Origin of the sequence: Nocardia sp. alder85J (genome assembly GCF_020176955.2) — a bacterium.
Taxonomy (GTDB): Bacteria; Actinomycetota; Actinomycetes; order Mycobacteriales; family Mycobacteriaceae; genus Nocardia.
The window spans coordinates 44,007-69,063 of sequence record NZ_JAIUCZ020000005.1 but is presented as its reverse complement, the minus strand read 5'-3'; the positions used below and the strand labels follow the sequence as shown (position 1 = coordinate 69,063).

The following is a 25,057-nucleotide window of genomic DNA, read 5'->3' as shown; positions in this document are numbered from 1 at the left end:
GAGGGAATTCGCTTTGTCTGCAACAGAATACGATGTGATCGTGGCCGGCGCCGGAAATGCCGGTCTGGTGGCGGCGCTCGCCGCGCGCGAGGCCGGGGCCCGGGTCCTGGTGCTGGAGGCCGCGAGTCACGCCGAACGCGGCGGCAACAGCCGGTTCTCCGGCTCGATCTTCCGGGCGGTCCACGACGGACTGGATTCGATCCGGCCGATTCTCGCCGATCCGGACGGGCAAGTGCTGGACCGGGTCTCGGTCGCCGCCTACGGCCGCGAGGACTACATCGGCGACTGGATGAGCACCTCGCAGGGCCATCCGCCCCGGGAACTGGTCGAGACGGTCGTGGACCGCTCCTTCGACACCCTGCGCTGGATGCGCGGCTACGGGGTCGAATGGGAACTGACCGCCAACAAGCTGTTCGACCTCGACAACCTCGACAAGGTGTACGCGCTCACCCCGGGCGGGGCGATCCGCGTCCGGCACGAGGGCGTCGGCCTGGTGGCTGCGCTGTTCGCGGCGGCGGAGAACGCGGGCATCGACATCTGGTACGACGCTCCCGCCCACGATCTGATCACCCGCGGCGCCACCGTCGACGGCGTCGTGGTGCGCCGCGCCGACCGGTACGAACAGGTGCGCGGCGCGGTGGTGCTGGCCAGCGGCGGCTTCGAGGCCAATCCGGAGATGCGGATGCGCTACCTCGGCCCCGGCTGGGATCTGGTGAAGGTGCGCGGCACCCGGTTCAACATGGGCACGATGCTGGTGAAGGCGCTGGCCGCCGGTGCGCAGCCGGCCGGGCACTGGGGTGGCTGCCACGCCAGCCCGCAGGACGCCGCCCATCCGCCCGTCGGTGATCTGCGCCTGACCGACAAGTTGGCCCGCTACTCGTATCCGTATGCGCTGCTGGTCAATTCGGATGGCCTGCGGTTCGTGGACGAGGGTGAGGACCAGGTCTTCCTCACCTACGCCAAGACCGGCGGCGCGATCCTGCGGCAGAAGGGCGCGGTGGCGTACCAGATCTTCGACCGCCGGGCCGCGCACCTGCTGGAACCGCGGTACCGCACCGGCACCCCGGTCGAAGCCGACACTCTGGCGGAACTCGCTGCGCTGCTGCACATTCCGGCGGACACGCTGCTGGCGACGGTGGCCGGTTTCAACAAGGCGGTGGCCGACGACGCCGATCTGCGCTTCGACCCGATCACCCTGGACGGGGTGGCCGCCCATCCGGAAGGTCAACCGCCCAAATCGAATTGGGCCGTCACGCTGGACCGCGGCCCGTTCGTCGCCTATCCGGTGACCTGTGGCATCACCTTCACCTACGGTGGCCTGAAGATCGACACCGAGGCCCGGGTGCTGGACGTGACCGGGCAGCCGATGCCCGGTCTCTACGCCACCGGCGAGATCGCCGGTGACTTCTTCCACCACAACTACGCCGCCGGTGCGGGTCTGATGCGCGGTGCGGTGTTCGGCCGGATCGCCGGTGTCAACGCGGCGGCCGCCTCGTGAGCCGGCTGCGCGACCTGCTGGATTCGGGACGGCTGACGGTCGTCCCGGGCGCTGCGAATGCGCTGACCGCCCGCGTGATCGAGGACTGCGGCTTCGCCTGCCTCTACGTGACCGGAGCCGGGGTGGCCAACACCCATCTGGGCGTGCCGGATATCGGCCTGCTCGGCTTCGGCGAACTGGTGACCCACGTGTCCGCGATCCGGTCCGCGGTGGACCTGCCGCTGATCGTGGACGCCGACACCGGATTCGGCAATCCGCTGAACGTGCGGCGCACCGTGCGGGAGTTGGAGCGCGCGGGCGCCGACGCGATCCAGCTGGAGGATCAGACCTTTCCGAAGCGCTGCGGCCACTTCGCGGGCAAGGCCGTGATTCCGGCCGCGGAGATGGTGACCAAGATCCGGGCCGCGGTGGAGGCCCGGCGCAGTCCGGACACCCTGATCGTGGCCCGCACCGACGCCCGCGCGATCACCGGCCTCGACGACGCCTGCGCGCGCGCGAACCGCTATCACGCGGCGGGCGCGGACATCCTGTTCGTCGAAGCGCCGGTGTCCGAGGCCGAGATCGAGACGATCGCCGCGAAGGTCGCCGGCCCGAAGATCATCAACCTGGTGGTCGGCGGCGCCACCCCGATGCTGCCCGAACAGCGCCTGGCCGATCTGGGCTTCTCGATCGCGCTGCACGCCAACCTGCCGCTGCTGGCCGGCCTGCGCGGCATGCAGGATGCCCTGAACCTGTTGCGCGACACCGGATCCGTCGCCGAGGACCGCATCGCCACCTGGACCGAACGGCAACGCCTGGTGCGCCGCACGGAATTCGACGCCCTGGACGCGCGCTACAGCGTCACCGTGGACGAGGAGGCCCGGCCGTGACCCGGTCCCAGCCCGCGCACGAGGTGTACGCGATCAAATTCGGCGAACACCCCGGCGGCACTCGCGGCGAATACTTCCACGGCTGCGCCGCCGATCCGCGCGATCAGCAGATGCCACTGGACTACTACGTCTGGCTCGTCCGCACCCCGGACGCCGATATCGTGGTCGACGCGGGTTTCACCGCCGCGATGGCGGAACGCCGCCACCGCACCCACTTCCGCGCCCCCTCGGCAGCCCTGGCCCTGCTCGGCGTCGACTGCGCCACGGTCCCGACGGTCGTCCTCTCCCACTTCCACTACGACCACGTCGGTGACCTGGACGCGTTCCCGAACGCCCGCTTCGTCGTCCAGTCCCGCGAAATGGCCTTCTGGACCGGCCGTTTCGCCTCCCGCAAGGAATTCCACCGCCTCATCGAGACCGAGGACATCACCCGCCTGGTCGAATTCGGCCTGGCGGGCCGCCTCGACTACGTCGACGGCGACCGGGAACTGGTCCCCGGCGTCCGGGTCCACCTGGTCGGTGGCCATACCGCGGGCATGCAGATCGTCAGCATCGCCACCGCCGCCGGCACCGTGGTCCTCGCCGCCGACTCCTCCCACTTCTACGGAAACGTCTGCGGCGACGCCCCTTTCGCCGTCCACACCGACCTGCCCGGCATGTATCACGCCTTCGACCTCATGCACGAACTGGCCACCTCCGAGGACCTGATCATCCCCGGCCACGACCCGGAGGTCCTGCACCGCTTCCCCCCGGTCGAGGGCACCGCGGGCACCGCCGTGCGAATCGCCTGACCGGCGGTTGCGTCACCCGGCCCCGCCCCCGCGGGTTCCGGCCACCCGATGGTCGTCGAGTGGTTCGGTGTCCGCCGCCTCGGCGGGCGCCGGTGGGGCTTGGGGGCGGCGGCGTACGAAGTGGTTCATGATCGGCTGGTCCAGGCAGTGGTACAGGGCTGCGGCGGCGAGGACGGACAGGGCGAAGGTGGCTGCGGTGTAGGCGGCCCAGCCTGTGACGCCGTAGCGGTGGCCGCCGATCAGCAGGCGGGTCAGGATCACCATGACGGGGAACTGGATCAGGTAGAAGGCGTAGGAGATGTTGCCGAGCCAGCGCAGGGGACCGGTGGTGTTGATGCCCGATATCCCGGCTCGGTCGCGGGCGGCGAGGGTGGCGACGACCGCGGTCATCGGGGCCACGACCAGTACCGACATCTTGAAGTTGACCGGTACCCACCAGGTGGCGGTGTAGGCGAGAGCCGTTGCGGCCAGGGGTGGCCCGAGGCGGAGATTGCGCCACAGTCCCTCGGCGACCAGGCGGGCTGCCAGGACGCCCAGGTAGAACTCGGGCAGCCGGACGAGGGGAAAGGTGTAGCCGAGCCAGTACGACGGGGCGATCGGGATGTCGGGCTGGGCGAACCACTGTGGTGAGGCGTGGATTTCGAAGCGAGGGGAGTCGTCGCCGCGTAACAGCCTGGGGGCGAAGGTGTTCGCGATGCCTTTCGGGCCGTCCACCCAGAGGTGGAGGCCGATGTGCAACGCGACCATCGCCAGGAGCAGGACTGCCACGGCCCGCGGCAGTCGCGCTCGCGGTATCCGGCGGATCAGCGGCAGCATTGCCGGAAAGCTCAGGTAGAACAGCAATTCCGAGCACAGTGACCACGACGGGACGTTGAGCCCGCCGACGGTCGTCCACTTCGGCACCCACGCCTGGATCAGCAGGGTGTCGGGCAGCCAGGTCACCGGTCTCGACATCGGCACGGGCGCGGCGACGACGAAGACGGCCACGGCCGCCAGATGGGTGGGGTAGATCTTCAGCGCCCGGCGCCGGTAGAACGTCCACACGGTCGTGCCGGGCCGGAACGACCAGGCGATCACGAAGCCGGACAGTACGAAGAAGAAGGCGACCCCGGCGGCGCCGAGTTGCATCGGGAACAGGCCGTGCAGCGTGCGGAACAGGGCCGATTTCTGGAAGGGATAGACCGGCAGGAAGACCAGGGCGTGCAGGACGAACACCGCGAAGGCGGCCCACCAGCGGGCTCCGGTGAGGGCGGGCAGTGCCTCGCCGGTCCGGGGCGCGCTCACGATGTCACAGACCCAGCGATTGCTCGACGGCGACGGCCACGGCCGCGTTGCCCGCGGCGTTCGGGTGGACCGGTGCGCCCGCGAACGGTGAGTCGGCAGCGGTCAGCCCGCTGATCCATGATTCGGCGGTGCAACTGCCGTGTCCCGCGGTGATCGCCCGGACATCGAGGAATCGGATACCCAGCAGCCCGGCCGCGTCGTGCCCCGCCTGTTGCAGGCGATCGAGATAGGTGAGATACCCCTCGGCCCGCGGCTGGACCACACGGCCGGCAGCGAGATCCATGCACGCCGCCGATTGCCCGGGGGAGAACACCTCCGGATATCCCACCAGCACCACCGCGGCGGCCGGTGCGTAGTAGCGGACGTAATCGACCACCTCGCGGATGCGATCCGCGTACACCGCGCCGGTCACCGCCCGGTAGTCGGGTAGCCGATTCTCGTCGGCCGCCTCGAGGCCACAGCCGCGGACGATGTCGAGCAGGCAGTCCACCGAGGGGAACGCCCGCCCGGTGGAGGCGCCCCAGGTGTCGTTCATGCCGAGTTGGATCAGCACGGCCCGGGTGGCCGGTCCGAACGATGCCGTGGCGGCCGCTTTCCGTGCCTGGTGCAGCAGGGTCCAGCCGTCCCCGGTGTCGATCGTGCCACCGTTGCAGGAGGTGTCCAGAATCGCTGCGGTGCTGCGACTTCCGAGGTTCGCGGCGAGCTGGTTCGGCCAGGAGGTGGTCGAGCGCATGCAGCCGTCGTCGGCCTGCCCGAGCAGCGGCGCGGTCGCCGTATACGAATCACCCATGACGACAACGGTTTTCCCGGCATCGTCGGCGGCCTCCGCGGTCGCCGGCAGCGCCACGATGCACACGGCCGCGAGAAGGGCGGCGGTGAGTGATCTCAATGTTCTCGAACCTCCCGATCGGCCGGCTCGGTGCGCGCACCGGGCACAGGGGAGATCAGTATCGGCCGGTGACGGCGGCCCGCACTATCGTCCGAACGGACGACAGCTGTGCAGCTGTCTGCGCAATAGCCTGTTACCGTGCGCGGAAGGAATTTTCGGCCGAGGGCCGTCGTCGCAACGGTCGTGGGGGTGGTTGCGGCGGTCACGCTGGCCGGGCTTCCGGCGGGTTGTGCGCGCAGTCACGAATCGGCGCCGATCGGCTCGACCACGGTGACCACCGTACTGCCGCAGCCGGTTCCGGTCGCTCGCGAGACACCGCCGCCGGAGACCGGCGATCCGGCGCCGGAACCGGCGACGGACGCACCGCAGAGCGGGCCGGCGGAGCAACCGGCGCCGCCGCGGGCCACGGTGGCGGCGCCGATCGAACGACCTCCGGTCGAACCGACGCCGGTCGCGAAAGCGCCGCCCACCCTGAGTGATCCGGGGTTCGAGCCCCGGGCCGGCTATTGATCCGGCCCCACCGATCGTCCAACCACCCGCAATCGCCGGAAGGTGACCAGTGATCCCATGAGCGAACCACTCGGAACTGTCCTGCCCGTGTACTTCGTCGCCGACGAGTCCGGCTCCATGTACCCGTACATCGGTGAGCTGAATCAGGGGCTGACCAGCTTGCTGGACGCCTTGCAGAGCGAGTCGATGGCGGCCGCCAAAGTGCGTTTCTGCGTGCTGGGTTTCGCCGACACCGCGGTGTGCTACCTGGAGCCGGTCGATCTGCGCGGGATCGAGCGGATGCCCGCGCTGTCGGCGCGGGGCTCCACCTCCTTCGCGACGGTGTTCGACGCGCTGACCGGCCGCATCCCGCGAGATATCCAGGCGCTCAAGAACGATGGTTACCTGGTGAATCGACCCGCGGTGTTCTTCCTGACCGACGGCGTACCCAATCGTGGTGACGGATGGGAGCAGGCGCACGCCCGGCTCACCGGATTCGCCGCCCGCCCCAACATTCTCGCCTTCGGCATCGGGGAGGCGGATGCCGACGTGATCCGGCAGGTGGCGACCGATTCGCGATACGCGTTCATCACCGCGGCCGGGACCGATACCGGTGTGGCGATATCGAAGTTCATCACGGCGCTGACCCAGTCGGTGATCAACTCCGGCCAGGCGCTGGCGACCGGGCAGTCGAGCCTGCAAGTCGAGAAGCCCGACGGCTTCGTCTCGCTCGCGGTGGACACCGTCTGATGCGCATCTTCCCCAAGAGCGGCAGGCCGCAGACCGCCGATCTCGACGGCGCCCCGCAACAACCCGGGCCGGCCGATCCGGGCGATCTGAAAGTAGCTGTCGTGGAGCAGGATTCGAGGCCGTCCGCGTGGCCGGTGGTGGTCGGCCGGGCGACGCCACTGTTCGAACCGGTGGCGGTGACCGAGGAGTTCCGGCGGATTCCGTATCGACCGGACACGGTGCTCGACGGCTGGTCCGTCGGGCCGTTCACCATCCGGGCGGGCTCGATGCGCGGGCACCTGCACCGGCACAACGGCGCACCGCGCCAGGACGATCTCGCGATCACGCACGTGCTCGATCGCAGACTGAACGTGGCTGTCGCGGACGGGGTTTCCGGTGCCCGGCAGTCGCATATCGGTGCGAGTACCGCTGTTCGCTACGCCAGCCAATGGCTCGCCGACCATGTCGCGGACATCGGTGCCGACACGAGCACCGCGATCGACTGGCACACGCTGTTCCGGTATGCGGCGTGGGCGCTGATCGAGCAGTCGGTGGCGGTACTCGGCGTGCCCGAAGCGGATGCGGCGCAGGCCGAACAGCACCTGGCCACCACCCTCGTCGCCGCGGTCTGCGACCCGCTGCCCGACGGCACTCTCTCGGCGCGGCTCGCCGGTGTCGGCGATTCGGTGGCCTGGCTGCTGACCGGCGGCCGGTTCGTTCCGGTGCTCGGCGGTAAACAGATCTCGGAATCCGGATTGTCGTCCTCGGCTGTGAGCGGGTTGCCGCGGGTGCCCGCCGAGGTCGAGTCGGCCCGGGTGATCGTCGGCGTGGACGACGTGCTGCTGATCGGCACCGACGGACTCGGCGATCCACTGGGCGCGGGCACCGGCGAGGTGGGCGCGTTGTTCCGCACGATGCTGGAACGACGGGTGCCGTCGCTCATCGAATTCGGCCATGTTCTCGACTTCTCCCGGGAGACCTTCGACGACGACCGCACCCTCGTCGCGATCTGGCCCCGGCCGCGATGACCCGACGAGAGGGTGGCGCACATGCCGTTACCGCGCCTGAAGCTGTCGGCGCTGGGTAAGCGGGTCAAGATCGCGACGGGGGGACAGGGATCCGTGTCGACCGCGCCCAACGCGCACATGCAGTTCGCGAAAACCCTGGTGTACAAGGAATACAAGCCCGACAAGCTCGTCGACGTGGACGTCGCGGTGCTGGAATCCATGCCGGCCCATCTCGAGTCGCTCCCGTTCGGTGCGGGTACGGAGTTGCTGTCGCTCGTCGCGTGGCCGTGCCGGTTGGTGGAGGACGACGCCACCGGGGCGGTGCTGGGCTTCGTGATGCCGTCGATTCCGGATCGGTTCTTCGTCGACATGATGAAGTCGTCCGGGCCCGCCCGGGTGCTCGGCGAATTCCAGCATCTGCTCAACGACGACTCGTTCATCGCCCGGCGTGGCATTCCGCTCACCGATCGGCATCGATACGAATTGCTCGGGGAGACAGCGCGAGCACTGACCGTGCTGCATCGCCACGGCGTGGTCGTCGGCGATCTGTCGCCGAAGAACATGCTGTTCTCGCTGTCCCCCACCCGCGCGGTGTATTTCATCGACTGTGATGCCATGCGCCTGCATGGCAGATCCGCACTGCCGCAACTGGAGACACCGGGCTGGGAGGTGCGCGTCGTCGACCCAGCCGAGGAACTCGCCACCGTGGCGTCGGACAGCTACAAGTTCGGCCTGCTGGCCCTGCGACTGCTGACCGGCGATCAGACCACTCGCGATCCGGCGCGACTGCCCCCGACCGTGCCGGCGCCGGTACGTGACCTGGTGCGGTCCGCGCTGGTCAAGGATCCGGCGGCGCGGCCCGTGGCGGCGGATTGGGTTCGGCAGCTCGCGCAGGCGGCCGCGGCCGCCTCCACCCGGCCGGTGGGTCCGACGGCGGCCGCGACCCCGGCGACCGGGCAGCGCACCGGTTCGGCCCCGCTGTTCTCGCCCGTGCACGGCACCGGTACGCCGCCGCAGTCCGGGGGCGGCACAGGCTCGCTGCCGCAGTTCGGCACGGCGCCGGGCGGCTACTCGGCCTCCCGCGCCGCGCGCCGCTCCTGGTGGGGTTCGATGCCCATCGCCGTCAAGAGCGTGGGCGGTGGCGTGCTGGCCTTCCTGGCGCTGGTGTGGATCCTGCATTCGGTGTCCGGTGGTGGCGGCGATCGGGCCACCCCGGGCGGGAACGCGTTGGCGCCGAACAACTCCGCCGCCGGCGAGCTGCGGGTCATCGGCACCGACCGGGTCGGGCACAGCCCGTGGGGTGTGGTCGTCGACGCGGACAACCGAACCGCGTTCGTCACCGATGCCGACGACGACACCATCACGGCGATCGATACCGGCACCGGTGCGCAGAGCACGCTGCCCGCGGCGGCCAAGCCGACCGCGATCACGCTGGACCAGGCGCGGCACCTCGCCTACGTCACGAATGCCGTCGCCCGCTCGGTATCGGTGATCGACACGCGCACGAGACAATTCGTGGCGAACATCGCGGTCGGCGCCGCACCCTACGGCATCGCCCTCGACGCCGGTGGCCGGACCGCCTACGTCAGCAATTTCGACGACGACACGGTCTCGATCATCGATACGAACAACCGGTTCGTCACCGCGACAGTGCATGTGGGCGCGCATCCGTACGGGATCGCGGTCGATCGGAGCACCGGCAGCGTCTATGTCGCTGCGGCACGGGACAATACCGTATCGGTGATCGACCCCACCAGCGCGACGGTGGCCACCGTCATCCCGGTCGGGCAGGAGCCCTGGGGCGTCGCCGTCGACTCCGGCACCGCCTACGTGACGAATCATCAATCGGGCACGGTATCGGTGATCGATACGGCGAAACGTGTTGTCGCCACCACGATCTCGGTAGGCTCCGGACCGGTCGGGGTGGCGTTCGCGCCGGGCGGCCACACGGTGTACGTCACCGATCACAGCGTCGACACGGTGTCGATCATCGACACCGCCGCCCGCCGGGTCACCGATACCGTTCGGGTGGGCGACAATCCGCACGGCGTCGGTTTCGATCGTGCCACCGGCGCCGCCTACATCACCGATTTCACCGTCGGCACCGTCTCGATCATCGGCCGGTGACCGATGCGGCACCCGGGCGCCATCGGATCGGGCGCCGCCGGTACGAACATCCGCGGCATCGTCGTCGGAGTGCTGTGCGGTGTCATGGTTTTCACCTCGGCCGACGCCGGTCCCGGCCGAATCCGCCGGGACCCGGCCGTCACGGCCCCGGCCGCCGCCTCGGGCCTGGACGCACGTGTCATCCCGATCGTCGACGCCGTGATGCAGTCGATGGCGGTACCCGCTGCCGTGGTGCAGGTGCGGACGGCTACGTCGACCTGGTCGCACGCCTTCGGGAGCCGGGAGCTCGGTGGTGCGGATCCGATCGGCGTGGGCGACTTCTTCCGGGTCGGCTCGGTGACCAAGACGATGGTGGGCACGGTACTGCTGCAATTGGTCGACGAGGGCAGGCTGCGGCTCGACGATCCGGTGTCCCGGTTCCGGGACGACGTGCCGGACGGCGACACGATCACGATCGCGCAGTTGCTGAACATGCGCAGCGGCCTGTTCAGTTACAACGAGGATCCGGCGTTCGCGCGGACGCTCGACCGTGATCCCGGACGAGTATGGCAGCCCGAGGAACTGCTGCGGATCGCCTGGCGGGGGACTCCGTATGCGGAGCCGGACAGCGGATTCCGCTATTCGAACACGAACACGATCCTGGCGGCGCTGATCATCGAGCAGGTCACCGGCAACAGCATCGCCACCGAACTGTCGCAACGGGTCTTCCGGCCACTGGGCCTGACCCGGACATCGTTCCCCGCACCCGGCGACGCCACGATCCCGGCACCCTCGCCGCACGGTTATCTGTACGGCAGCAACGTTTCCGCGCTGGCCTCGCCACGGCTACCGGAGGACCAATTGCGCGCGGTGCGTGACGGCACGCTGCTGCCCGCCGATGTCACCGGACTGAATCCCACCTGGATCTGGGCCGCCGGCGCGGTGATCTCCACCGCGGCGGATCTGGCGACCTACGTCCGCGCGCTGGTCGGCGGGACGACCCTGCTCGACGCCCGGTTGCAGCAGGCCCGGCTGGACAGTGCCGCGCCCCTCGATCCGCTGGATCCGACCGCCAATCGCTATGGGCTGGCACTCGAATCGTTCGGTCCGATGCTCGGTCACGACGGGGCGATTCCGGGGTTCCAGACGTTCATGGGCTACGACCCGGTCCGGGACGTGACGATCGTGGTGCTGTGCACGGTCCGCGACGGTCCGGCCGGTGGCCGGCCCGCGAACGAGATCGCCTACGGGATCGTCCGGGCCCTGTACCACCTCCGGTGACACGATCCCGGCGAGAAGCGGCGCCGGAATCCATCGTTACCGGTCGGATATCAACTGTTCTCGCATTTGCGCAGAATGCGATCGGAAATTGTGTTTGAATTTCCCTGTGCCGCATCCCGGATGACGATACCGGATGTGGCGCGAACCACAGGGAGGGATTTTCGTATTGTTTCCGATAGTTGACAACAAGAGCGGGGTCGCGGAATCCGAGCGGCCCGTCCAGCATTGCGGTTGCGGCCGGTCCGGGCTGTGCCCCCACGCCGCGCGTGTATCCCGTATCACCCGTCCGCCGCTGTCGCGCCGGGAGCGGGAAGTGCTGGTGGAGTGGATAAAGCGCGATACCAAGGCCGATGCCTGCGCACACCTCTTCGTTACGGCAAGTACATTGAACACCCATCTCGCGCGGATTCGGAAGAAATATGCGGAGGCGGGTCGGCCGGCGCCCACAAAAGCCGCACTGATGGCGCGTGCGGTGCAGGACGGGCTCATCGATGTGAACGACCTGTGAATCCGTCAAACATTCCGGACGGTCGATAGATGGGCACATTGGCGCGCCCGGGAAACCGGCGCCGGGAACGGTTGTTCCCGGTTCCGGCCCGGCGTTTCCGTGCGTTACGCTTCGAAATCCCGGACCTTCTCGTCCGTGGAAAGGTTGATTGCCCGGCCTCGGCCGACGGCTGTGCCGTTCGGCCCTCAGCCGGCAAGTAGGTTCGAATGCGGCCCGTTCACGACGGCGCCGGGCCGGCGGTGGGGGTGTCCGTGGTCCCCGGCTCGGCGTCGCCGGATCGGCCCAGCGCGTCGCGGATGTCGGTGAGGGTGGTGCGGGCGCCGGCGAGGTCGGCGGTGAACAGCTCCGGTTGCGCCGTGTGCAGGCGCCGGAACCTGTCGACGGCCTCGCGGGCGATGGTGTGGGCGTCGGTGAGCCGGTCGGCGCGGTACAGCGCGGTCGCGTATCGCCACAGCGACCTCGCGAGCGCGGGTTCGTATGCGGCCGGGCTGGTTTCGGCCAGTCGGCGGCGGTGGGTGACCGCCTCCGCCAACGGGCCCAGCGCTTCTTCGTACCGGTTCATCGACGACGACAACTTTCCGAGAATGCCCAGTGCGGCGGCGAAATACGGTGTGTTGTAGGCCGGGTCGACGGCGGTCAGGCGGCGATACGATCGGACCGCCGCCACCGCGTGCGGCAGCCCCTCCTCGTGCCGCCCCGAATTCGACAGCAGATCGGCGAGATTCATCAGCGCGAAGGGGAGATCGCCGGGATACGACGCCGGGTCGGCCTCGGTGGACCGGCGGTAGAGCGCGGTCGCCTCCCGCATGGCGCGCAGGGCGTCCTCGTGCCGTTCGGCGGCCGACAGCGAAATCGCGAGATTGCTGAGAGCGGTGGCGAGTTCACGCTCGAAGAATCCCGGACTGCCCGCGGCCTGCCGGCGCAACAGCTCCACCGACTCCTCCGCCACGATCAGTCCCTGCTCCGTTCGCCCGAGATCCGACAGGATCAGCGCGAGGTTGTTCAACGACTCGGCGAGATACGAGTTGTAGGCGCCGGGATCGGCGCTCGCCATCCGCCGATACACCGCCACTGTCTGTTCGACCGCTGCCAGCGCCTCGTCCCGGCGATTCGCGGCGGCCAGCCAGTTTCCGAGATTCATCGTGGCGGTGGCGAGTTCGAGTTCGTGGGCGGGATCGGCGGCGGCCAGCCGCCGATACCACGACACCGCCTCGGTGCCGGCGCCCACCGCGTCGTCCGGCCGTCCGAGTTCGGCCAGCCGGTTGCCCAGATTGTTCAGCGCCACAGCGAGTTTCCGTTGACGGGCGGCGGGACCGGTGGCAGCCGGTCGCCGCCATCGTGCCACCGCGTCCTCGGCGGGGCCCAGCGACTCCTCCGACCTGCCCGCGCCGGCCAGTCGGATCGCGAGGTTGTGGAGCGACTCGGCCAGGGCCGCTTCGTGGGTCACCGGGTCGGTGGCGGCCAGCGCGCGCTCGAGCTCCACGGCCTGTTCCGCGGCGGCCAGCGCCTCACGATGCCTGCCGGCCCGCTCCAGCCGGCGGCTGCGGCGGGACAGGACGGCGGCCTGTTCGGCGGGCCCGGTGGCCGCCGCCAGGTGATACGGCAGCAGTGCCGAATCGACCGCGGCCGTGGCGATGTCGAAGTCGACGTGCCAGCTGTCGGGTAGTAGCGGGTCGACGGCTTCGAGGGTGGCGGGGTCGAGGTCGGGGAGTTCGGTGAGGCGGGTGAGCGCGGATCCGCCCGCGGCGATGGCGAGGTGGGGCTGTGCTCTGAGGAGCGTTTGGGTGGCGGTGGAAATGTGCGGCCAGCGGTGTGCTGTTTCGATGAGGACGGTGAGGGTGGTGGGTGTCCACGGGAGCGTGGGATCGGATTCGGTGGGGCCGATCAGCAGGCTCGCGGGTGCGGTGGTGGTCCAGGGGTCGGGTGTCCAGGTGTCGTGATGGCTGTGGCCGGGCGTCGAGAGGGCGATCATGTCTTCGCCGAGCCGGTCGGGGTGCAGTGGTTGCAGTGCGGTGGTGTCGTGTTCGGGTGGGTAGTGGTAGCGGTGGTCGTCGATGAGGTGGTCGGCGCGGGACGTGGTGGTGGCGAGGCGGACCCGGGTGAGAGCGGTGCGGGCATGGGCGCGCGACAGGGCGCCGGTGAGGGTGGCCGTGTAGGCGGTGCGGGCCATGGTCCGCGGGGGTGTCGGGCGCGGATCCTCCGACCGGGTGTGCAGCCGCACCCACTGCTGCTGCTCCCGGCGCAGCAGATATCCCGACAGCGCGTGCGGCTGAGCCGGAGCCCGGGCGCCGCGCAGTTCGGCGTCGACGGCGACCAGTGCGGCCATATGGATCGTGAGCACCGATTCGAAATCCGGATCATCCAACGCGGCCGGTGCCTGCGGCGGCGGCCCGGTGCTGTCCATGGCAGCGGCGAACGCGGCTGCGGCATCATCGAACAGCGCTGCGCGACCGAGCCTTTCGCCATCCGATAGGAGCGGTCCGTTCGTCGGGACCGGGTCGGGCGCGGGGGCCAGCGGTGGCAGGAATCGGGCCGCGGTGTCCATCCGCAGCTCCTCGTCCAGTCGCTCGGCCAATGCATGCCACCAGAATCCGGCTGAACGCGCCAGCAGCATTGCCCGTACGGTCGCACCCGACCACAGCGCCGCCCGGTACATCTCCAGCAGCAGGGCGTACAACCGCGAGAACGCCCAGCGATCGGCGTAATCGACCACCAGCAGTGCCCTGCGTGCGGATTCGGCTGTGCTGGAAAGGAATTCGTTGATCGGCCGCGGACCGGCGGCCTGCGTCTGGAGCGCCTGGCCCACCGTCCATCCGGCGCGGGCGCACTGTGCCGCAACATGTTCGGCGAGCCGGGTCTTGCCGTGGCCCGCCGGGGCGTGCCACAACCGCGCCGACACCGTGCCGACGCCGGAGTCCAGCCATTCGGCGATATCCGCCTGTTCGGCGCCGCGACCGGCGAACGGCACCACGCGGTGTCGCGACAGCAGCAGGCGCGCGGGTTGGTCCCGCGCCTGCTCGCCGGTCAGGGGCGGCGCCACGAGGGGCAGCGGTTCGACCGCGTAGGCCGTCGGCGACTTGTGTAGTTCCCGTACCGGATTCATGAGATCTCCACGTCGCCGCCCACGCCGTCGAGCTGCGTCACACCGTCGCCGACACGGGAATCGGTGACCACCTGCCCGGCGTCCGGCGAGGGCGGCACCGCGGTCATCCGGGGCGGCTCCGCGCCGGGCAGGTCGGCGCCGGGCAGGTCGCTCGCCGGGATCCCTACCGGCCCGCCGCCGCGGGTGAACCGCACGCTGCCGTTCACATTCCTGATCTGGACGACGCTGCCGTGCACGGTCGATCCGGTCACCGATTGGGCGGACGGGCCGGGCGCACGGCGTGTGGCGGGCGCGCTGCCGGGATCCGGCGGCGCGTCCGGGCCCGGGTCCCGCGCGGGTGGCAGCGCCGGAATCGTGCCCAGCGGCGGCCGCGGGTATTTGGGCTGATTCGTCAATGCCCGCAGCAGCGGTTCCAATCCCGCCGCCGTGAACGAGCGGAGTTCGTACCGGGTGCCGCCGTATCGGCCGAGAAATGCCGGAATTCCGTCGGGAGTTTCGCCGGGGAGCAGTACCGGCAGAAATCGCCGCGAGTTTCCCGGATTCTCGTAGACCAGCTCGCGCAGATAGGCGGATTCGTGTGCGACGCCGCGTCCGACGCCGCGCTCGATCCGTTGTTCGGCCCGGTCGCGGTAGGCCGTGGAGGCCACCACGATCACGTAGTCGGCCGCGTCGATCTGCCGCTGCATCCACAGCGGCCAATCCTGGCGGTTGTCCTGATCCTCCACGTCCAGGTAGGCGCCGATGCCGTGGGCGATCAGGCTGCGCCACAACCGGATCACCGCCTCCGCATGCGGTCCGTGGTCGTTGGCGTAGGAGATGAACACCCGAGGCCCGCCCGTCGGAACTGGTTCGTGCATCGGCCACCTTCCTCGACTCGGTATTCCCAGTGTCGCCCGAATGCCGATCGGTAGCACAGATGCCGCGGGCCGTTGCCTGTTGCCTGTCCGGTTGGGTCTGTGGCAACCGGTCGTGCGACCGCCGAATGGCCGCCGAGAATGGAGATATCGCGCACCGCACCGGAGTTCGCGGATGACCTCGAGCCATTTCGACTCCGCCGGCCACGACTGCACAGGATCCGGAGGGGAATCGCCGGGAGACGGCTCGCACCGCCTCCCGGCGATCACCGGTGCGGGCCCGGCTCCCTCCTTCCGGACCCGCCGCCGGTGGGGATTCACAGTCTGGTCAGCACGGCCGCGGTGGCCCGGGTCACCGCACGCGCCGCCTCGACGGCCCGATCCAGCGCCACCGCCGACGAGGCCACCCGGTCGTCGAAGTCACCGGGCCAGATCCGGCCCTTGTACGGTTCGCACAGGTCCTCGTACTCCCGGGTCACCAGTGGGCTGAACACGATCTTGTCCCGCAGCAGGATGGTGGCCGCGGCGAGCACCGACCGCATCACCGCGCTCTCGGCGGCCATCGCGGCGTCGAGGCGGGCCACCGCGTCCAGCGCGCTCTCGGTGAGCCAGGTGTAGAGCCCGGCGAGGTCGACCGCACCGGGCAGGCTCACCCGGCCGATGTCCGGGTGCGCCGACCCGTTGCGGTGCCCGGCCATGGCGAACGGAGTGTCGTGCGGCGACAGCGAATTCTGCGCATCGATGCCCTGGATGATCGGCCCGCCGACCCGCAACAGCACACTGCCGTAGGCGATGTCGATGTTGTCGATCTCGTGCAGGCCGTCGGCCAGGGTGGGCGCCACGTCACGGGCGGCGTGCTCGAGGACGCGCAGCGCCTCGCCGCCCTCGGGGACGAGTTCCGCTCCCAGCAGCGGGCGCAGCCGGTCGGCGATGTCGGAGCGCAGGGTGCGCGCGATCTCCGCCACGGACACGTCGACGGCCCGGTAGGCGCCGGTGACCATGGCGCGGGCGTCGACGAACGCCTCCTCGATCGTGCGCAGCGGCTCCTGATCGAATTTGTCGTGGTGGAGTTGCTGCCAGCGCTGTTCGCTGCCCGCGCCGAGCCCGCCGGCGACCAGGGCCCGGACCGCGTCGCCGGCCTGCCGCAGCGAGACCCCCAGGGAATTCGGTTCGTGCCGGGCCGATTCCGGGTCGTCGGCGTACTGCCGGGACAGCTTCGTCAGTTCGGTGCCGACGGCCAGCCGCAGTTGGTCGGCCCGGACGGCGAGTGTGCGCTTCTCGCTGGGCAGCGCGGCCAGACAGGCCCGCGCCGCCGTGAGCACCCGGGCGGCGTAGGCGTCGATATCGGCGCGGAGTTCACGCACATGTTCCTCGGCCTTGTCCAGCGCCTGCCGGTCCATCTCGGCGATGTGCTCGCCGAGGTGGGTCAGCAGCGGGATCAGCAGGTGGTCGTGTACCCGTTGCGGCCGCAGCGCGTCCACCTCGTAGCATTGCGCGCCCCATTTCTGGGACAGTTCGGCGCGCATATTGGCCACGGCCCGCTGATAGGCGTCGCGCTCGGTGTCGGAGGGGGTGTCGCCGAACGCGAAATTGGCGACGCCGACCAGGAAGTGCCGCAGTCGCACGCCCGCGGCCGCCTCCTCGGCCTGCACGCTGGGTGTCCAGTCCTCGGCCTGGAAGGCGGCGTTGTTGAACTGCCCGTCCGGCTTCTTCACCAGCATCAGCAGGTCGACGTCGTTGGTGAGGCCCTGGACGAGTCTGCGATCGATCAGGCCCGCCTCGCCGGGGCCGGGCAGGTCGACGATGCCGATGCGCGCGTTGCCGTCGAGGAAGTCGGTCCAGATCCGGACCTCGCGGACGGCATGGAAATACGCCCGGTCCTCCGGATGATCCTGCCGCGGATAGGCGAGGTACGGCCGCAGTTGCGCGAGGTCGACCGCGATGGTCGAGGCGCCGCGCAGCAGGGGCAGATAGTCGTCGAGCGTCTGCTGTGCGGTGCGCAGTTTCCGGAGGAACTGCTCGTACTTCAGATCGGAATCGTCGAGCCGCTGCCGGGCCGGATCCTTGTAGGGGAAGTCCCGGAACTCCTCGGGGGTCCGCGGCAGCCGCTGCGGATCGACGCCGGCGTGCTGGTGCAGCGGGCGCAGGTAGAAATCCCGGAACTGTACCCAATCATGCAGCAGCACTTGCACTTCCGGCGGTCCGCTGCGATGGAAGATGCGGCTGACGGTGGCCGTGGTCGGTTCCGCCTGTTCGGCGGGCAGCACGTCCCGGTCCAATCCGGTGATGCTGCGCAGCAGGGTCGTCTTGCCCTGCCGGGTGCGGCCGATCGCGCCGATGACGAGATACTCCCGCCGCACCCGCTGCCGGACGCGCCGCACCTGCGCGATGGTCCGATCCAATTGCACTGCGGGCGCGGTGGTTCCGCCGCTGTGAGCGGCGGCGTCGCGCAGGAACTCCCGGACCTCGCGGGGCGCCCTGGAGGTGTCCAGCGCCTCCCACGGCACCGCCGCGACCCGTTCGGTCAATGCCGTGTACTGCGCGCGTAATTCGCCGAGCGCCGCCACCAGACCGTCCACCGCCGGGCGCAACTGCCGCCGGTGCTCCAGCGCGGTGTCGATCCGTCGTTCGATGTCGTGATCCAGTGTGGTCACAGCGCGCCCTTTCGATCGATGTGCCGAACCTGGTCGACCCCGAAATCCCGATGGCTGAAGTTCTTGAGGCCGGCGAACATCCATTGCCGATTCGACGGGCACACCGTCAGCAGCGCGTGGAACAGTTGTTCGAGGTGATAGCCGTGCCGGGACGAATAGCCGATGACCGTCGGATCGGGACCGACAATGGCGCTCAAACGGACCGTTCGGTCGTCCAGTATTTTCCGGATGTTGGATTCCTGGCGTGGCGACGGACGATTCGGCGCCCGCCGCCAGTCGGCGGGCTCGACCACGTCGATCTGATTGACGCCGAACACCATCCGTTCGCTGAAATCTGTGAGTTCGGTGAGATAGTGCCGGTCCGGTGTCAGTGCGCGATTTCGTGCGGCCAGCACCCAGAGAATTGCGTCGCAGCCCGGCAGGTGCCGTCGATAGGAACATAGATGTTTCTCATCGGAATCGGCGTTATCGCCCAATCCGGGCGCATCCATCACCCGCAGCCGAACCTGCGGCGCGAACGCGCTGGGCGAGATCGCCGTGACCCGGTCGTCACCCCGCGGTGGATCGAATCGCACCGACAGGTCGACGGCCTCGAATTCCTTGGTCCGAGCAGCGGTGTCGCCGACCGGGAGGTCGGTTTTGAACAGCGCGTTAATTGTCGACGTCTTTCCGGCACCGGAAACACCCACAACCCCGATTGTCGGTGGCGCACTCTCGATATGTTGTGCAAGAGTACGAAGGATGGCATCGCCAAGGTTTTCGTCGAGTTCGTGGTTTTCCTTACCGCGGCTCACGGTTACAGGGTGCGTCGGGGGACGGTGTCATCGGAATCGGTTGCCAGTGGCCTCTGTCCGGAGGCAACGGGCAACGCGAGCCACGAACTGCCGCACCCTACAGGAAGTCGCTATGAGTGCACCACGATTCGGATTCGAACTGCGCCGGCAACGTGAGGCGGCGAAACTCTCGCTGGCTCAGCTGGCCCGGAGAATCCACTACGACAAGGGATATCTGAGCCGAGTCGAGCGCGGTGAAAGACAGCCCAGCGTGGATTTCGCGCGGCGGTGCGATGCGGCCCTCGGCACCGACGGCATGTTGAGCGCGCTGGTACCCGGCGCCGAACCGGAGACGAGCGCACCCGGCGCGGATCAGGACGACGTACCGGTCGAGCCCGATCGGATCGAATTCCAGCCGGAGAAGTTCGCGGCCCCGCTGGACGACGATGTGCTGGGCGGATATACGGCGATCTACGACGAGCTGCGCCGGCTCGGGCAGGGCACCTCGGCCTCGCATGTGCTGCCGATGGCGGCGACCCAGGCGCGCGTGCTGCGCCGTGCCGCCGAGGAGCGGGGCCTGCTGTTGCTGGCGGCCCGCTGCGCCGAGTACGCGGGCTGGATGGCACAGGAACTCGGCGATGTCGCCTCCGCGAGCCACTGGACCGACGAGGCCGCCCGGATCGCCGCGGACGCCGGTGATCACGGGCTGGCCGCGTACGCGTTGGTGCGGCACGCCGAATTCGCGCTGTACCGCCGCGATGCCCGCGCCGCCATCGAACTGGCCGCGCTGGTGCGTGACGACGGCACCGCGCCCGCGCAGGTGCGGCGGCTGGCCGCGCACCGCGAGGCGCAGGCGTACGCCCTGGTCGGCAATCCCGGCGCCTGCGAGCGGGCACTCGCGCAGGCCGGCGACTTCGATCCCGGATCCGTGCATCCCGCAGCGCGTTTCGGCTCGTCCATCGGCGGGCTGGACCGTGCCATCGCGGGCTGGTGCTATTACGATCTCGGCCGCTTCGACGAGGCCGCCGATCTGCTGGAACGGGTCACCCTCGGCATCCCGGGCCCGGCCCGGCGGGCCCGGGGCCGGCACAGTATCCGCCTCGCGCGGGCACTGGTCGCCTCCGGTCAGCTCGGCCGGGCGGAATCGGTGGTGCGCTCGGGTCTCGAGGACGTCCGCCACACCCGCTCGGCCACGGCCTACGAGGAGATCCGGATGCTGTCCGGGGATCTGCTGCGGCAGCACCATCATCCGTCCTCCCGGCGGCTGCGGCTGTCGCTCATGACGGCCCTGCACGGGGCTCCGATCACCGGGTGAGCGGCGTATCGGCCGGTGGCGTATCGGCCGGTGGCGCGGCCGGTCCGTGCGGGCCCGGCCGCGGTCGTCGTGGTCCCGCTGACCCGTTGCCCGGCAAGACATCCGGGCCGGTGCACCTCGTCACCGGCGGCGCTGTGTGGGGGCGCGCGACGGTGCTAGCGTGGTTCCGAGGAGGATCCGGCCAGATGCCGGATGCAGGGGATGGTCTACGAACAGCGGTACCGATTCGATCCGAAGACCGTGCTCCTACTGGTGTTCGCAGGGGCGATCGTGGCGGGCGCCCTACTCGCGCCGCATCTTTCGATCAGCGCCCGGACCGGACTGGTGCTGTTCTTCGGCGCCGGCGGCCTACTGGGGCTGGTGACCTCGTTGTCGCGCCGGGTGGCGTTGCGCGTCGACGCCGACGGAATCACGTTCGGCGGCACCCTGTTGCGCTATCGGGCGTCCACGCGGCGGTTCCCGTGGGCCGATGTCGAGGCGGTGGTGCTGTGGCGCCAGCAGACCGCCGCCGGGGTGCCGTGGATCGGAATCCTGCGCCACCGGTACGCACCGCCACTGCCCGGCGCCCTCACCGGCGCCGGGGGCCGCGGCCTGACCACCGCGTTCACCGCGCTGATCGGCGCCCCCGACGAGCGTCTGCTGGAGTGCGCCAAGGGAATCGACGGGTGGAGCCTGGACACCGCCCGGCTCGCCACCGTCCTGGGTTCCGTCGCACCCGGGGTCCGGTTCGTCGACCATCGCTGAGAGGCGCTGCGCCCCAAGGTATCCCGCTGTCAGCCCTCCGGATAGCACAGGAACAGCCTGCACCCGGTGGTCGTCGCCGGGGCTGGTGCCGGCCGGAGTGTGCACCCGCCGCTTCGACGACCGCCTCGGCATCAGCCCCGGCGCCCGGCTCCTGTCCCGCCGCATCGCCGAAGCCCGCACCCTCCTCGAACAGACCGACCTGCCCATCGAGGCCATCGCCACCCGAGTCGGCCTCACCTCCGCGGTAAACCTCCGCCGCCGCTTCCGCGCCCGAGTAGGCACCACCCCCGGCGCCTACCGCCGCACCTTCCGAGCCGGATGATCCGTCGCCTGCGGTTCCACGTACGGCGGCCGCCGTGCCCGGGCTGGTACCACTGCGGTGCCTTCCGGGCCGGATGATCCGGGGCACGTGGTCGCCGGGCGCTGTGGCCGCCGATCGGATGGCCGGTTCGAGCAGTCGGCACGGCTGTCCCGGGTCGTCCGATCAGTCGTTTCCGAGTTGCCCGGCTTCGTCGTCGCGGCCGAGCGTGCGGAGGGCGGCCGCGAGGGTGGTGCGGATGGCTGTGATCTCGGGTCGGTCGGTACGTGCGTGGGATTCGGCGAAGTTGCGGAACAGCGTGAGGGATTCCCGGAGCGGGCCGATCGCGTCGCCGGGGCGTTGCAGTTCGGTCAGGCGGAGGCCGAAGTCGCCGAGGGAGGCCGCGAGATCGGGCAGGTAGGCGCGTGGATTCGCCGCGGCCAGTGTGCGGTCGATCTCGACGGCTTCGGCGGTCGCCGCCAGCGCCGTGCGGTAGCGCCGCGTGCGGGCGCGGGCGGCGCCGAGGTCGCGCAGGGCGATCGCGAGGCCGGGAAGCCTTGTGGCGGGGTCGCTCTCGGCGAGGGTGCGGTACAGGGTGGCGGTTTCCTCGGTGTCGTGCAGGGCGCCGTCGGCGTCGCCGAGTTCGGTGCGGAGTATGCCGAGTGTGCGCAGGGATTCGGCCAGATCACCACGATGTGCCGGATCATGCTGTGCCAGTTCGCGATACAGGGCAACCGCCGATGCGGTGGCGGTGGCCGCCGCGTCGCGGTGGCCGAGGTCCGCTCGGTGCCGGCCCAAGGCGTGCAGCGCGGCCGCCAGCGCGGCGGTGTCCGGGTCGGCCGCGCGACGCCGGATCGCCACGGCCTCCTCGGCGGCGGCCGCCGCCGCGTCGAGCCGCCCGGCGTCATCGAGGCAGGCGGCCAGGAGGGTGAGCGCCGCCGCGAGTTCGGGGAGCCGGTCGGTCGAGCCCGTATCGACCAGTTCGCGGTATCGGGCCGCTGCTTCCCGGGCGGGGTCGAGTGCGGCCTCCGACCGGCCGGTTGCGGACAGCAGCGTCGCCAGATCGAGCAGTGCCGCAGCCAGTTCGGGGCCGCCGCCCATCGCGCCGGAGCCGGGGCGCCGGGCCATGGCGGCGCGGCGGAGGGTCACTGCTTCGCACGCCCAGTCGACGGCCTCCGCGGTGTGGCCCGCGGCGTGCAGGGCGGTGGTGTGGTGGGTGAGGAGGTCGGCGCGTTCGGCGGGATCTGCGGTGGCGGTGAGCCGGGAGGTGATCAGTGCGGTGCTCAGAGCGGCGGCCGCGACCTCGAGGTCGGCGTCGCGGGTGGTGGGCAGGGCGGCGTCGACGGCGGCGAGGATGTGGTGGTCGATGCCGGGCACCTGGGTGAGCCGGACGATGGCCGGTCCACCGGCCCGGACCGCTACTTCCGGGTGGCGCCGCAGCAGTTCGCCGAGGGTGCGGGTGCGGACATGCTCCCAGCGGCAGGCGGTTTCGATCAAGGTGGTGAGCACCGGGCGGGCCCAGGCCGTGGCCTGGGCGTCCAGCGGGTCCAGCAGTTTCTCCGGGGCGTCGGCCGTCCAGTCGTCCGACAGCCAGGCCGCCGGGTCGCTGCGGTGGGTGTGGCCCGGAATGCTCAGCGCGACACAGTCTTCGCCGAGCCGGTCGGGTTGCAGCGCGTCCAGCGCGGTGTCCGGACCGGCCGGCGGATAACAGAATTCGTAGTCGTCGACGAGTTGATCGGCGGCGGAGGCGGTATCGGCCAGTTCGAGCCGGGTCAAGGCGGCGTGGGCCCGGCGGCGGTCGAGGGTTCCGGTGAGCGCGGTGGTGAAGACCGCGCGGCGCATCACCTCCGGGCGGGTGCCGAAATGGTCCTCGCCGCGGATCCAGAGTTGATACCAGCGCGAGAATTCGCGCCGCAGCAGATGATCGGACAGCGCGTAGGGAGTGGCCGGGGCCCGGCTCCCGCGTCGCTCGGGATCGACCGACACCAGCGCCGCCATGTGGATCGGCAGGATCGAGGCGTAATCGGAGCCGTGCAGCGTGCCCGGCGCGGGCGGCAGGGTGGTGACGGTGTGGCCGAGCGCGGCCGCGAAGGCCCGTTGTGCGTTCTCGTGGAGGACCTTCCGGTCCACGTCGGCATCGAGCGGGCCCAGCGGCATCGCCCTCGGATCGACGCCGAAATCGGCGTCGAGGTGTTCGGCCAGTGCGTGCCACCAGAATCCGGCCGCGCGGGCCGCGAACAGGACGCGCACGACCACGTTCGTGCGCAGGGTCAGGCTCTGGAGATCGGTGAGCAGTGCGACGAGATGTGAAGGCGCCCACCGGTCGGCCTGATCCACGGTGATCAGCGCGCCGCCGCCGGGCGGGGTCGGCACCGCGGCGGCCGGGGTGGGGGTGGGCGTGTACTGCGCCCGCCACCGTGACCACCCGGCGGGACGGCAGCACGCGCCGAGCTGATCCAGCAGTCGGGTCTTGCCGTGGCCGCCGGGCGCGTGCACCAGGTACGCGGAGAACGTCGCCGATTCGCCGAGCCAGTCGAGCAGCCTGCGCATCTCGGCATCGCGCCCGGCGAACGGCACCACGCGATGCTGCGGTAGCAGCAGCCGGCTCGGCTGGGCCCGCGCGATGTCGACCGCCAGGGGCGTGGGCTCGCCCGGATACTCCTCGATCCGATACGGTGGCCGTCGAGTGCCGAGGGTGACATCGCCGGTGACTCCGGCGACCTGGACGACATCGCCGATGACGACGGTCCCGTGGACGACTTGGGCGATGGGAACAGGCGCAGGCGCGGGATAACTCACTGGATGCCGATCGGGGTGTCAGTGTGCCGGGAATGTGCCGAAGCGAATTCTGCGCACACCCCGGTTCGCCGTCAACCCCTGATCGGCGAGTCTGCGCGCGCAACGCGGGTAGGGTGGTGGTGGATTCGTCCGGCGACCGATCGACAGGGGGAACGCTGTGACCGAGGCGACGCTGGCATTCGTCCACGGACTCTTCTCCGGCGCCCATACCTGGGATGAATTCCTGCGGGTATTGGCGACCGACGAGGAGTTCGGCGGGTCGGTGACGGCACGGCGATTCGAGTACGCGACGCCGGTGCTGCGATCGAGTCCGCTGCGGCGGATACCCGACCTCGCCGACATCGCGTCCAACCTGCGTGAATGGCTGCGCGGCCTGCCGCCGGACCGGCCGGTCGTCCTGATCACCCACAGTATGGGCGGCCTTGTCGTACAACGGTTTCTGGCGGAGCGGGTGCGGGCCGGCCGGCTCGACGAATTGTCCGGTATCGCGGGGGTCGTCATGTTCTCGTGCCCGAATCAGGGTTCGGAGATCTTCCTGGCATTACGGCGCAACATGCCGTTCTGGCGGCATCCCCAGGAACGCCGGCTCCGGCCGCTCAGCGCGGAAGTGGCCGAGGCGCAACAGATCGTGATCGAGCGGATCGTGCACGCGGCCACCGCCGCCGCGCCCGCCCGGCGAATTCCGATCTGGGCGTTTGCTGGTGACTCGGATCGCGTCGTCCTGCCGCAGTCGGCGAAATCCGTTTTCGCCGACGAATATTGCTTCACCCTCCCGGGTGACCACTCGTCGATCATCCGCCCCGGCTCCACCGCGCATCGCGGCTACAGTGCCGCCCGCCGGTCGGTGCTGGCCGCCCTGGCGATGTATGCCGCCGGTACCCGCGAGCAACCCGCTCCGCCCGCCGTCGTACCCTGTCCGGCGGTGGGCGGCGTCGTGCAGTCCGTCCGGGATTCACTGGTGGACGGTTCGGTGTACCAGATCACCGGCGTCGGCGATGTCACCATCGAACGTTGAACGCGGTGCCCGGGTAAGCGACGGCACCGCACGGTAATTCGACGAGGAGTC

Annotated in this window: 20 protein-coding genes; 13 read left to right on the top strand and 7 right to left on the bottom strand. The window is 70.0% G+C overall.

Annotated elements, in window-relative coordinates:
- Positions 1-13: 13 nt before the first annotated feature.
- The 3 genes from tcuA to LBW94_RS20000 are packed head-to-tail and all read left to right on the top strand — an operon-like array spanning position 14 to position 3,158.
- On the top strand, positions 14-1,498 hold the full coding sequence (tcuA, locus tag LBW94_RS20010) for an FAD-dependent tricarballylate dehydrogenase TcuA (protein ID WP_225059201.1): 1,485 nt from the start codon (positions 14-16) through the stop codon (positions 1,496-1,498).
- A complete protein-coding gene (locus LBW94_RS20005) occupies positions 1,495-2,367 on the top strand; it encodes an isocitrate lyase/PEP mutase family protein (protein ID WP_225059202.1) in 873 nt (290 codons plus the stop codon). Before tcuA ends, LBW94_RS20005 begins: the two co-directional genes overlap by 4 nt.
- The gene (locus LBW94_RS20000) at positions 2,364-3,158 is read left to right on the top strand and encodes an N-acyl homoserine lactonase family protein (protein WP_225059203.1); all 795 of its coding nucleotides are present in this window, start codon (positions 2,364-2,366) and stop codon (positions 3,156-3,158) included. Before LBW94_RS20005 ends, LBW94_RS20000 begins: the two co-directional genes overlap by 4 nt.
- Before the next feature lie 12 nt (positions 3,159-3,170).
- Here the strand turns inward: LBW94_RS20000 and LBW94_RS19995 are convergent, their stop codons facing one another.
- Positions 3,171-4,442, bottom strand: coding sequence for an acyltransferase family protein (locus tag LBW94_RS19995; RefSeq protein WP_225059204.1), 1,272 nt, complete (start codon positions 4,440-4,442; stop codon positions 3,171-3,173).
- Positions 4,443-4,446: 4 nt separating this feature from the next.
- Positions 4,447-5,331 carry an SGNH/GDSL hydrolase family protein gene (locus LBW94_RS19990; RefSeq protein WP_225059205.1) on the bottom strand — a complete coding sequence of 295 codons (885 nt, stop codon included), beginning with the start codon at positions 5,329-5,331 and terminating at the stop codon, positions 4,447-4,449.
- Positions 5,332-5,520: 189 nt separating this feature from the next.
- On the opposite strand from LBW94_RS19990, the gene LBW94_RS19985 reads away from it, so the two are divergent.
- From LBW94_RS19985 to LBW94_RS19960, 6 genes are all read left to right on the top strand, one after another.
- The gene (locus LBW94_RS19985; RefSeq protein WP_225059206.1) at positions 5,521-5,841 is read left to right on the top strand and encodes a hypothetical protein; all 321 of its coding nucleotides are present in this window, start codon (positions 5,521-5,523) and stop codon (positions 5,839-5,841) included.
- A gap of 57 nt (positions 5,842-5,898) precedes the next feature.
- A complete protein-coding gene (locus LBW94_RS19980; RefSeq protein WP_225059207.1) occupies positions 5,899-6,570 on the top strand; it encodes a vWA domain-containing protein in 672 nt (223 codons plus the stop codon).
- Positions 6,570-7,577, top strand: coding sequence for a protein phosphatase 2C domain-containing protein (locus LBW94_RS19975; RefSeq protein WP_225059208.1), 1,008 nt, complete (start codon positions 6,570-6,572; stop codon positions 7,575-7,577). The genes LBW94_RS19980 and LBW94_RS19975 overlap by 1 nt, the downstream gene beginning before the upstream one ends.
- A gap of 21 nt (positions 7,578-7,598) precedes the next feature.
- Positions 7,599-9,683 (top strand): hypothetical protein, encoded by a 2,085-nt coding sequence (locus LBW94_RS19970; protein ID WP_225059209.1) that lies wholly within the window; start codon positions 7,599-7,601, stop codon positions 9,681-9,683.
- 3 nt (positions 9,684-9,686) lie between these two features.
- Positions 9,687-10,943: a serine hydrolase domain-containing protein gene (locus LBW94_RS19965; RefSeq protein ID WP_225059210.1), complete on the top strand. Its 1,257-nt coding sequence runs from the start codon at positions 9,687-9,689 to the stop codon at positions 10,941-10,943.
- 247 nt (positions 10,944-11,190) lie between these two features.
- Positions 11,191-11,451 carry a LuxR C-terminal-related transcriptional regulator gene (locus LBW94_RS19960; protein WP_416276934.1) on the top strand — a complete coding sequence of 87 codons (261 nt, stop codon included), beginning with the start codon at positions 11,191-11,193 and terminating at the stop codon, positions 11,449-11,451.
- A 217-nt stretch (positions 11,452-11,668) separates the two neighbouring features.
- Here the strand turns inward: LBW94_RS19960 and LBW94_RS19955 are convergent, their stop codons facing one another.
- From LBW94_RS19955 to LBW94_RS19940, 4 genes are all read right to left on the bottom strand, one after another.
- Complete coding sequence (locus tag LBW94_RS19955; RefSeq protein ID WP_266271632.1) at positions 11,669-14,554, bottom strand: tetratricopeptide repeat protein; 2,886 nt, start codon at positions 14,552-14,554, stop codon at positions 11,669-11,671.
- The gene (locus LBW94_RS19950; RefSeq protein ID WP_225059213.1) at positions 14,551-15,411 is read right to left on the bottom strand and encodes a toll/interleukin-1 receptor domain-containing protein; all 861 of its coding nucleotides are present in this window, start codon (positions 15,409-15,411) and stop codon (positions 14,551-14,553) included. The genes LBW94_RS19955 and LBW94_RS19950 overlap by 4 nt, the downstream gene beginning before the upstream one ends.
- 314 nt (positions 15,412-15,725) lie before the next feature.
- The gene (locus LBW94_RS19945) at positions 15,726-18,062 is read right to left on the bottom strand and encodes a hypothetical protein (RefSeq protein WP_225059214.1); all 2,337 of its coding nucleotides are present in this window, start codon (positions 18,060-18,062) and stop codon (positions 15,726-15,728) included.
- Positions 18,059-18,751: a GTPase family protein gene (locus LBW94_RS19940; RefSeq protein WP_266271629.1), complete on the bottom strand. Its 693-nt coding sequence runs from the start codon at positions 18,749-18,751 to the stop codon at positions 18,059-18,061. The genes LBW94_RS19945 and LBW94_RS19940 overlap by 4 nt, the downstream gene beginning before the upstream one ends.
- Before the next feature lie 217 nt (positions 18,752-18,968).
- Here LBW94_RS19940 and LBW94_RS19935 point away from each other — a divergent pair, with 217 nt between their 5' ends.
- The 3 genes from LBW94_RS19935 to LBW94_RS19925 all read left to right on the top strand — a co-directional run bounded on the left by LBW94_RS19935 (position 18,969) and on the right by LBW94_RS19925 (position 21,216).
- On the top strand, positions 18,969-20,150 hold the full coding sequence (locus tag LBW94_RS19935) for a helix-turn-helix domain-containing protein (protein ID WP_225059216.1): 1,182 nt from the start codon (positions 18,969-18,971) through the stop codon (positions 20,148-20,150).
- Positions 20,151-20,351: 201 nt separating this feature from the next.
- Positions 20,352-20,894: a hypothetical protein gene (locus LBW94_RS19930; protein ID WP_225059217.1), complete on the top strand. Its 543-nt coding sequence runs from the start codon at positions 20,352-20,354 to the stop codon at positions 20,892-20,894.
- A gap of 85 nt (positions 20,895-20,979) precedes the next feature.
- Positions 20,980-21,216 (top strand): helix-turn-helix domain-containing protein, encoded by a 237-nt coding sequence (locus tag LBW94_RS19925; RefSeq protein ID WP_225059218.1) that lies wholly within the window; start codon positions 20,980-20,982, stop codon positions 21,214-21,216.
- 162 nt (positions 21,217-21,378) lie between these two features.
- Here the strand turns inward: LBW94_RS19925 and LBW94_RS19920 are convergent, their stop codons facing one another.
- A complete protein-coding gene (locus LBW94_RS19920) occupies positions 21,379-23,991 on the bottom strand; it encodes a tetratricopeptide repeat protein (RefSeq protein ID WP_225059219.1) in 2,613 nt (870 codons plus the stop codon).
- Between the two features lie 157 nt (positions 23,992-24,148).
- On the opposite strand from LBW94_RS19920, the gene LBW94_RS19915 reads away from it, so the two are divergent.
- Entirely contained in the window at positions 24,149-25,006 is an 858-nt protein-coding gene (locus LBW94_RS19915) for an alpha/beta hydrolase (protein WP_225059220.1), read from the top strand.
- Positions 25,007-25,057 lie beyond the last annotated feature (51 nt).

Excerpts from the sequence above, each read along its gene's own strand:
- LBW94_RS19965 (WP_225059210.1), top strand. The coding sequence starts at position 9,687 with ATGCGGCACCCGGGCGCCATCGGATCGGGCGCCGCCGGTACGAACATC.
- LBW94_RS19955 (WP_266271632.1), bottom strand. The coding sequence starts at position 14,554 with ATGAATCCGGTACGGGAACTACACAAGTCGCCGACGGCCTACGCGGTC.
- LBW94_RS19950 (WP_225059213.1), bottom strand. The coding sequence starts at position 15,411 with ATGCACGAACCAGTTCCGACGGGCGGGCCTCGGGTGTTCATCTCCTAC.
- LBW94_RS19975 (WP_225059208.1), top strand. The coding sequence starts at position 6,570 with ATGCGCATCTTCCCCAAGAGCGGCAGGCCGCAGACCGCCGATCTCGAC.
- LBW94_RS19935 (WP_225059216.1), top strand. The coding sequence starts at position 18,969 with ATGAGTGCACCACGATTCGGATTCGAACTGCGCCGGCAACGTGAGGCG.
- LBW94_RS19970 (WP_225059209.1), top strand. The coding sequence starts at position 7,599 with ATGCCGTTACCGCGCCTGAAGCTGTCGGCGCTGGGTAAGCGGGTCAAG.
- LBW94_RS19980 (WP_225059207.1), top strand. The coding sequence starts at position 5,899 with ATGAGCGAACCACTCGGAACTGTCCTGCCCGTGTACTTCGTCGCCGAC.
- LBW94_RS19930 (WP_225059217.1), top strand. The coding sequence starts at position 20,352 with ATGGTCTACGAACAGCGGTACCGATTCGATCCGAAGACCGTGCTCCTA.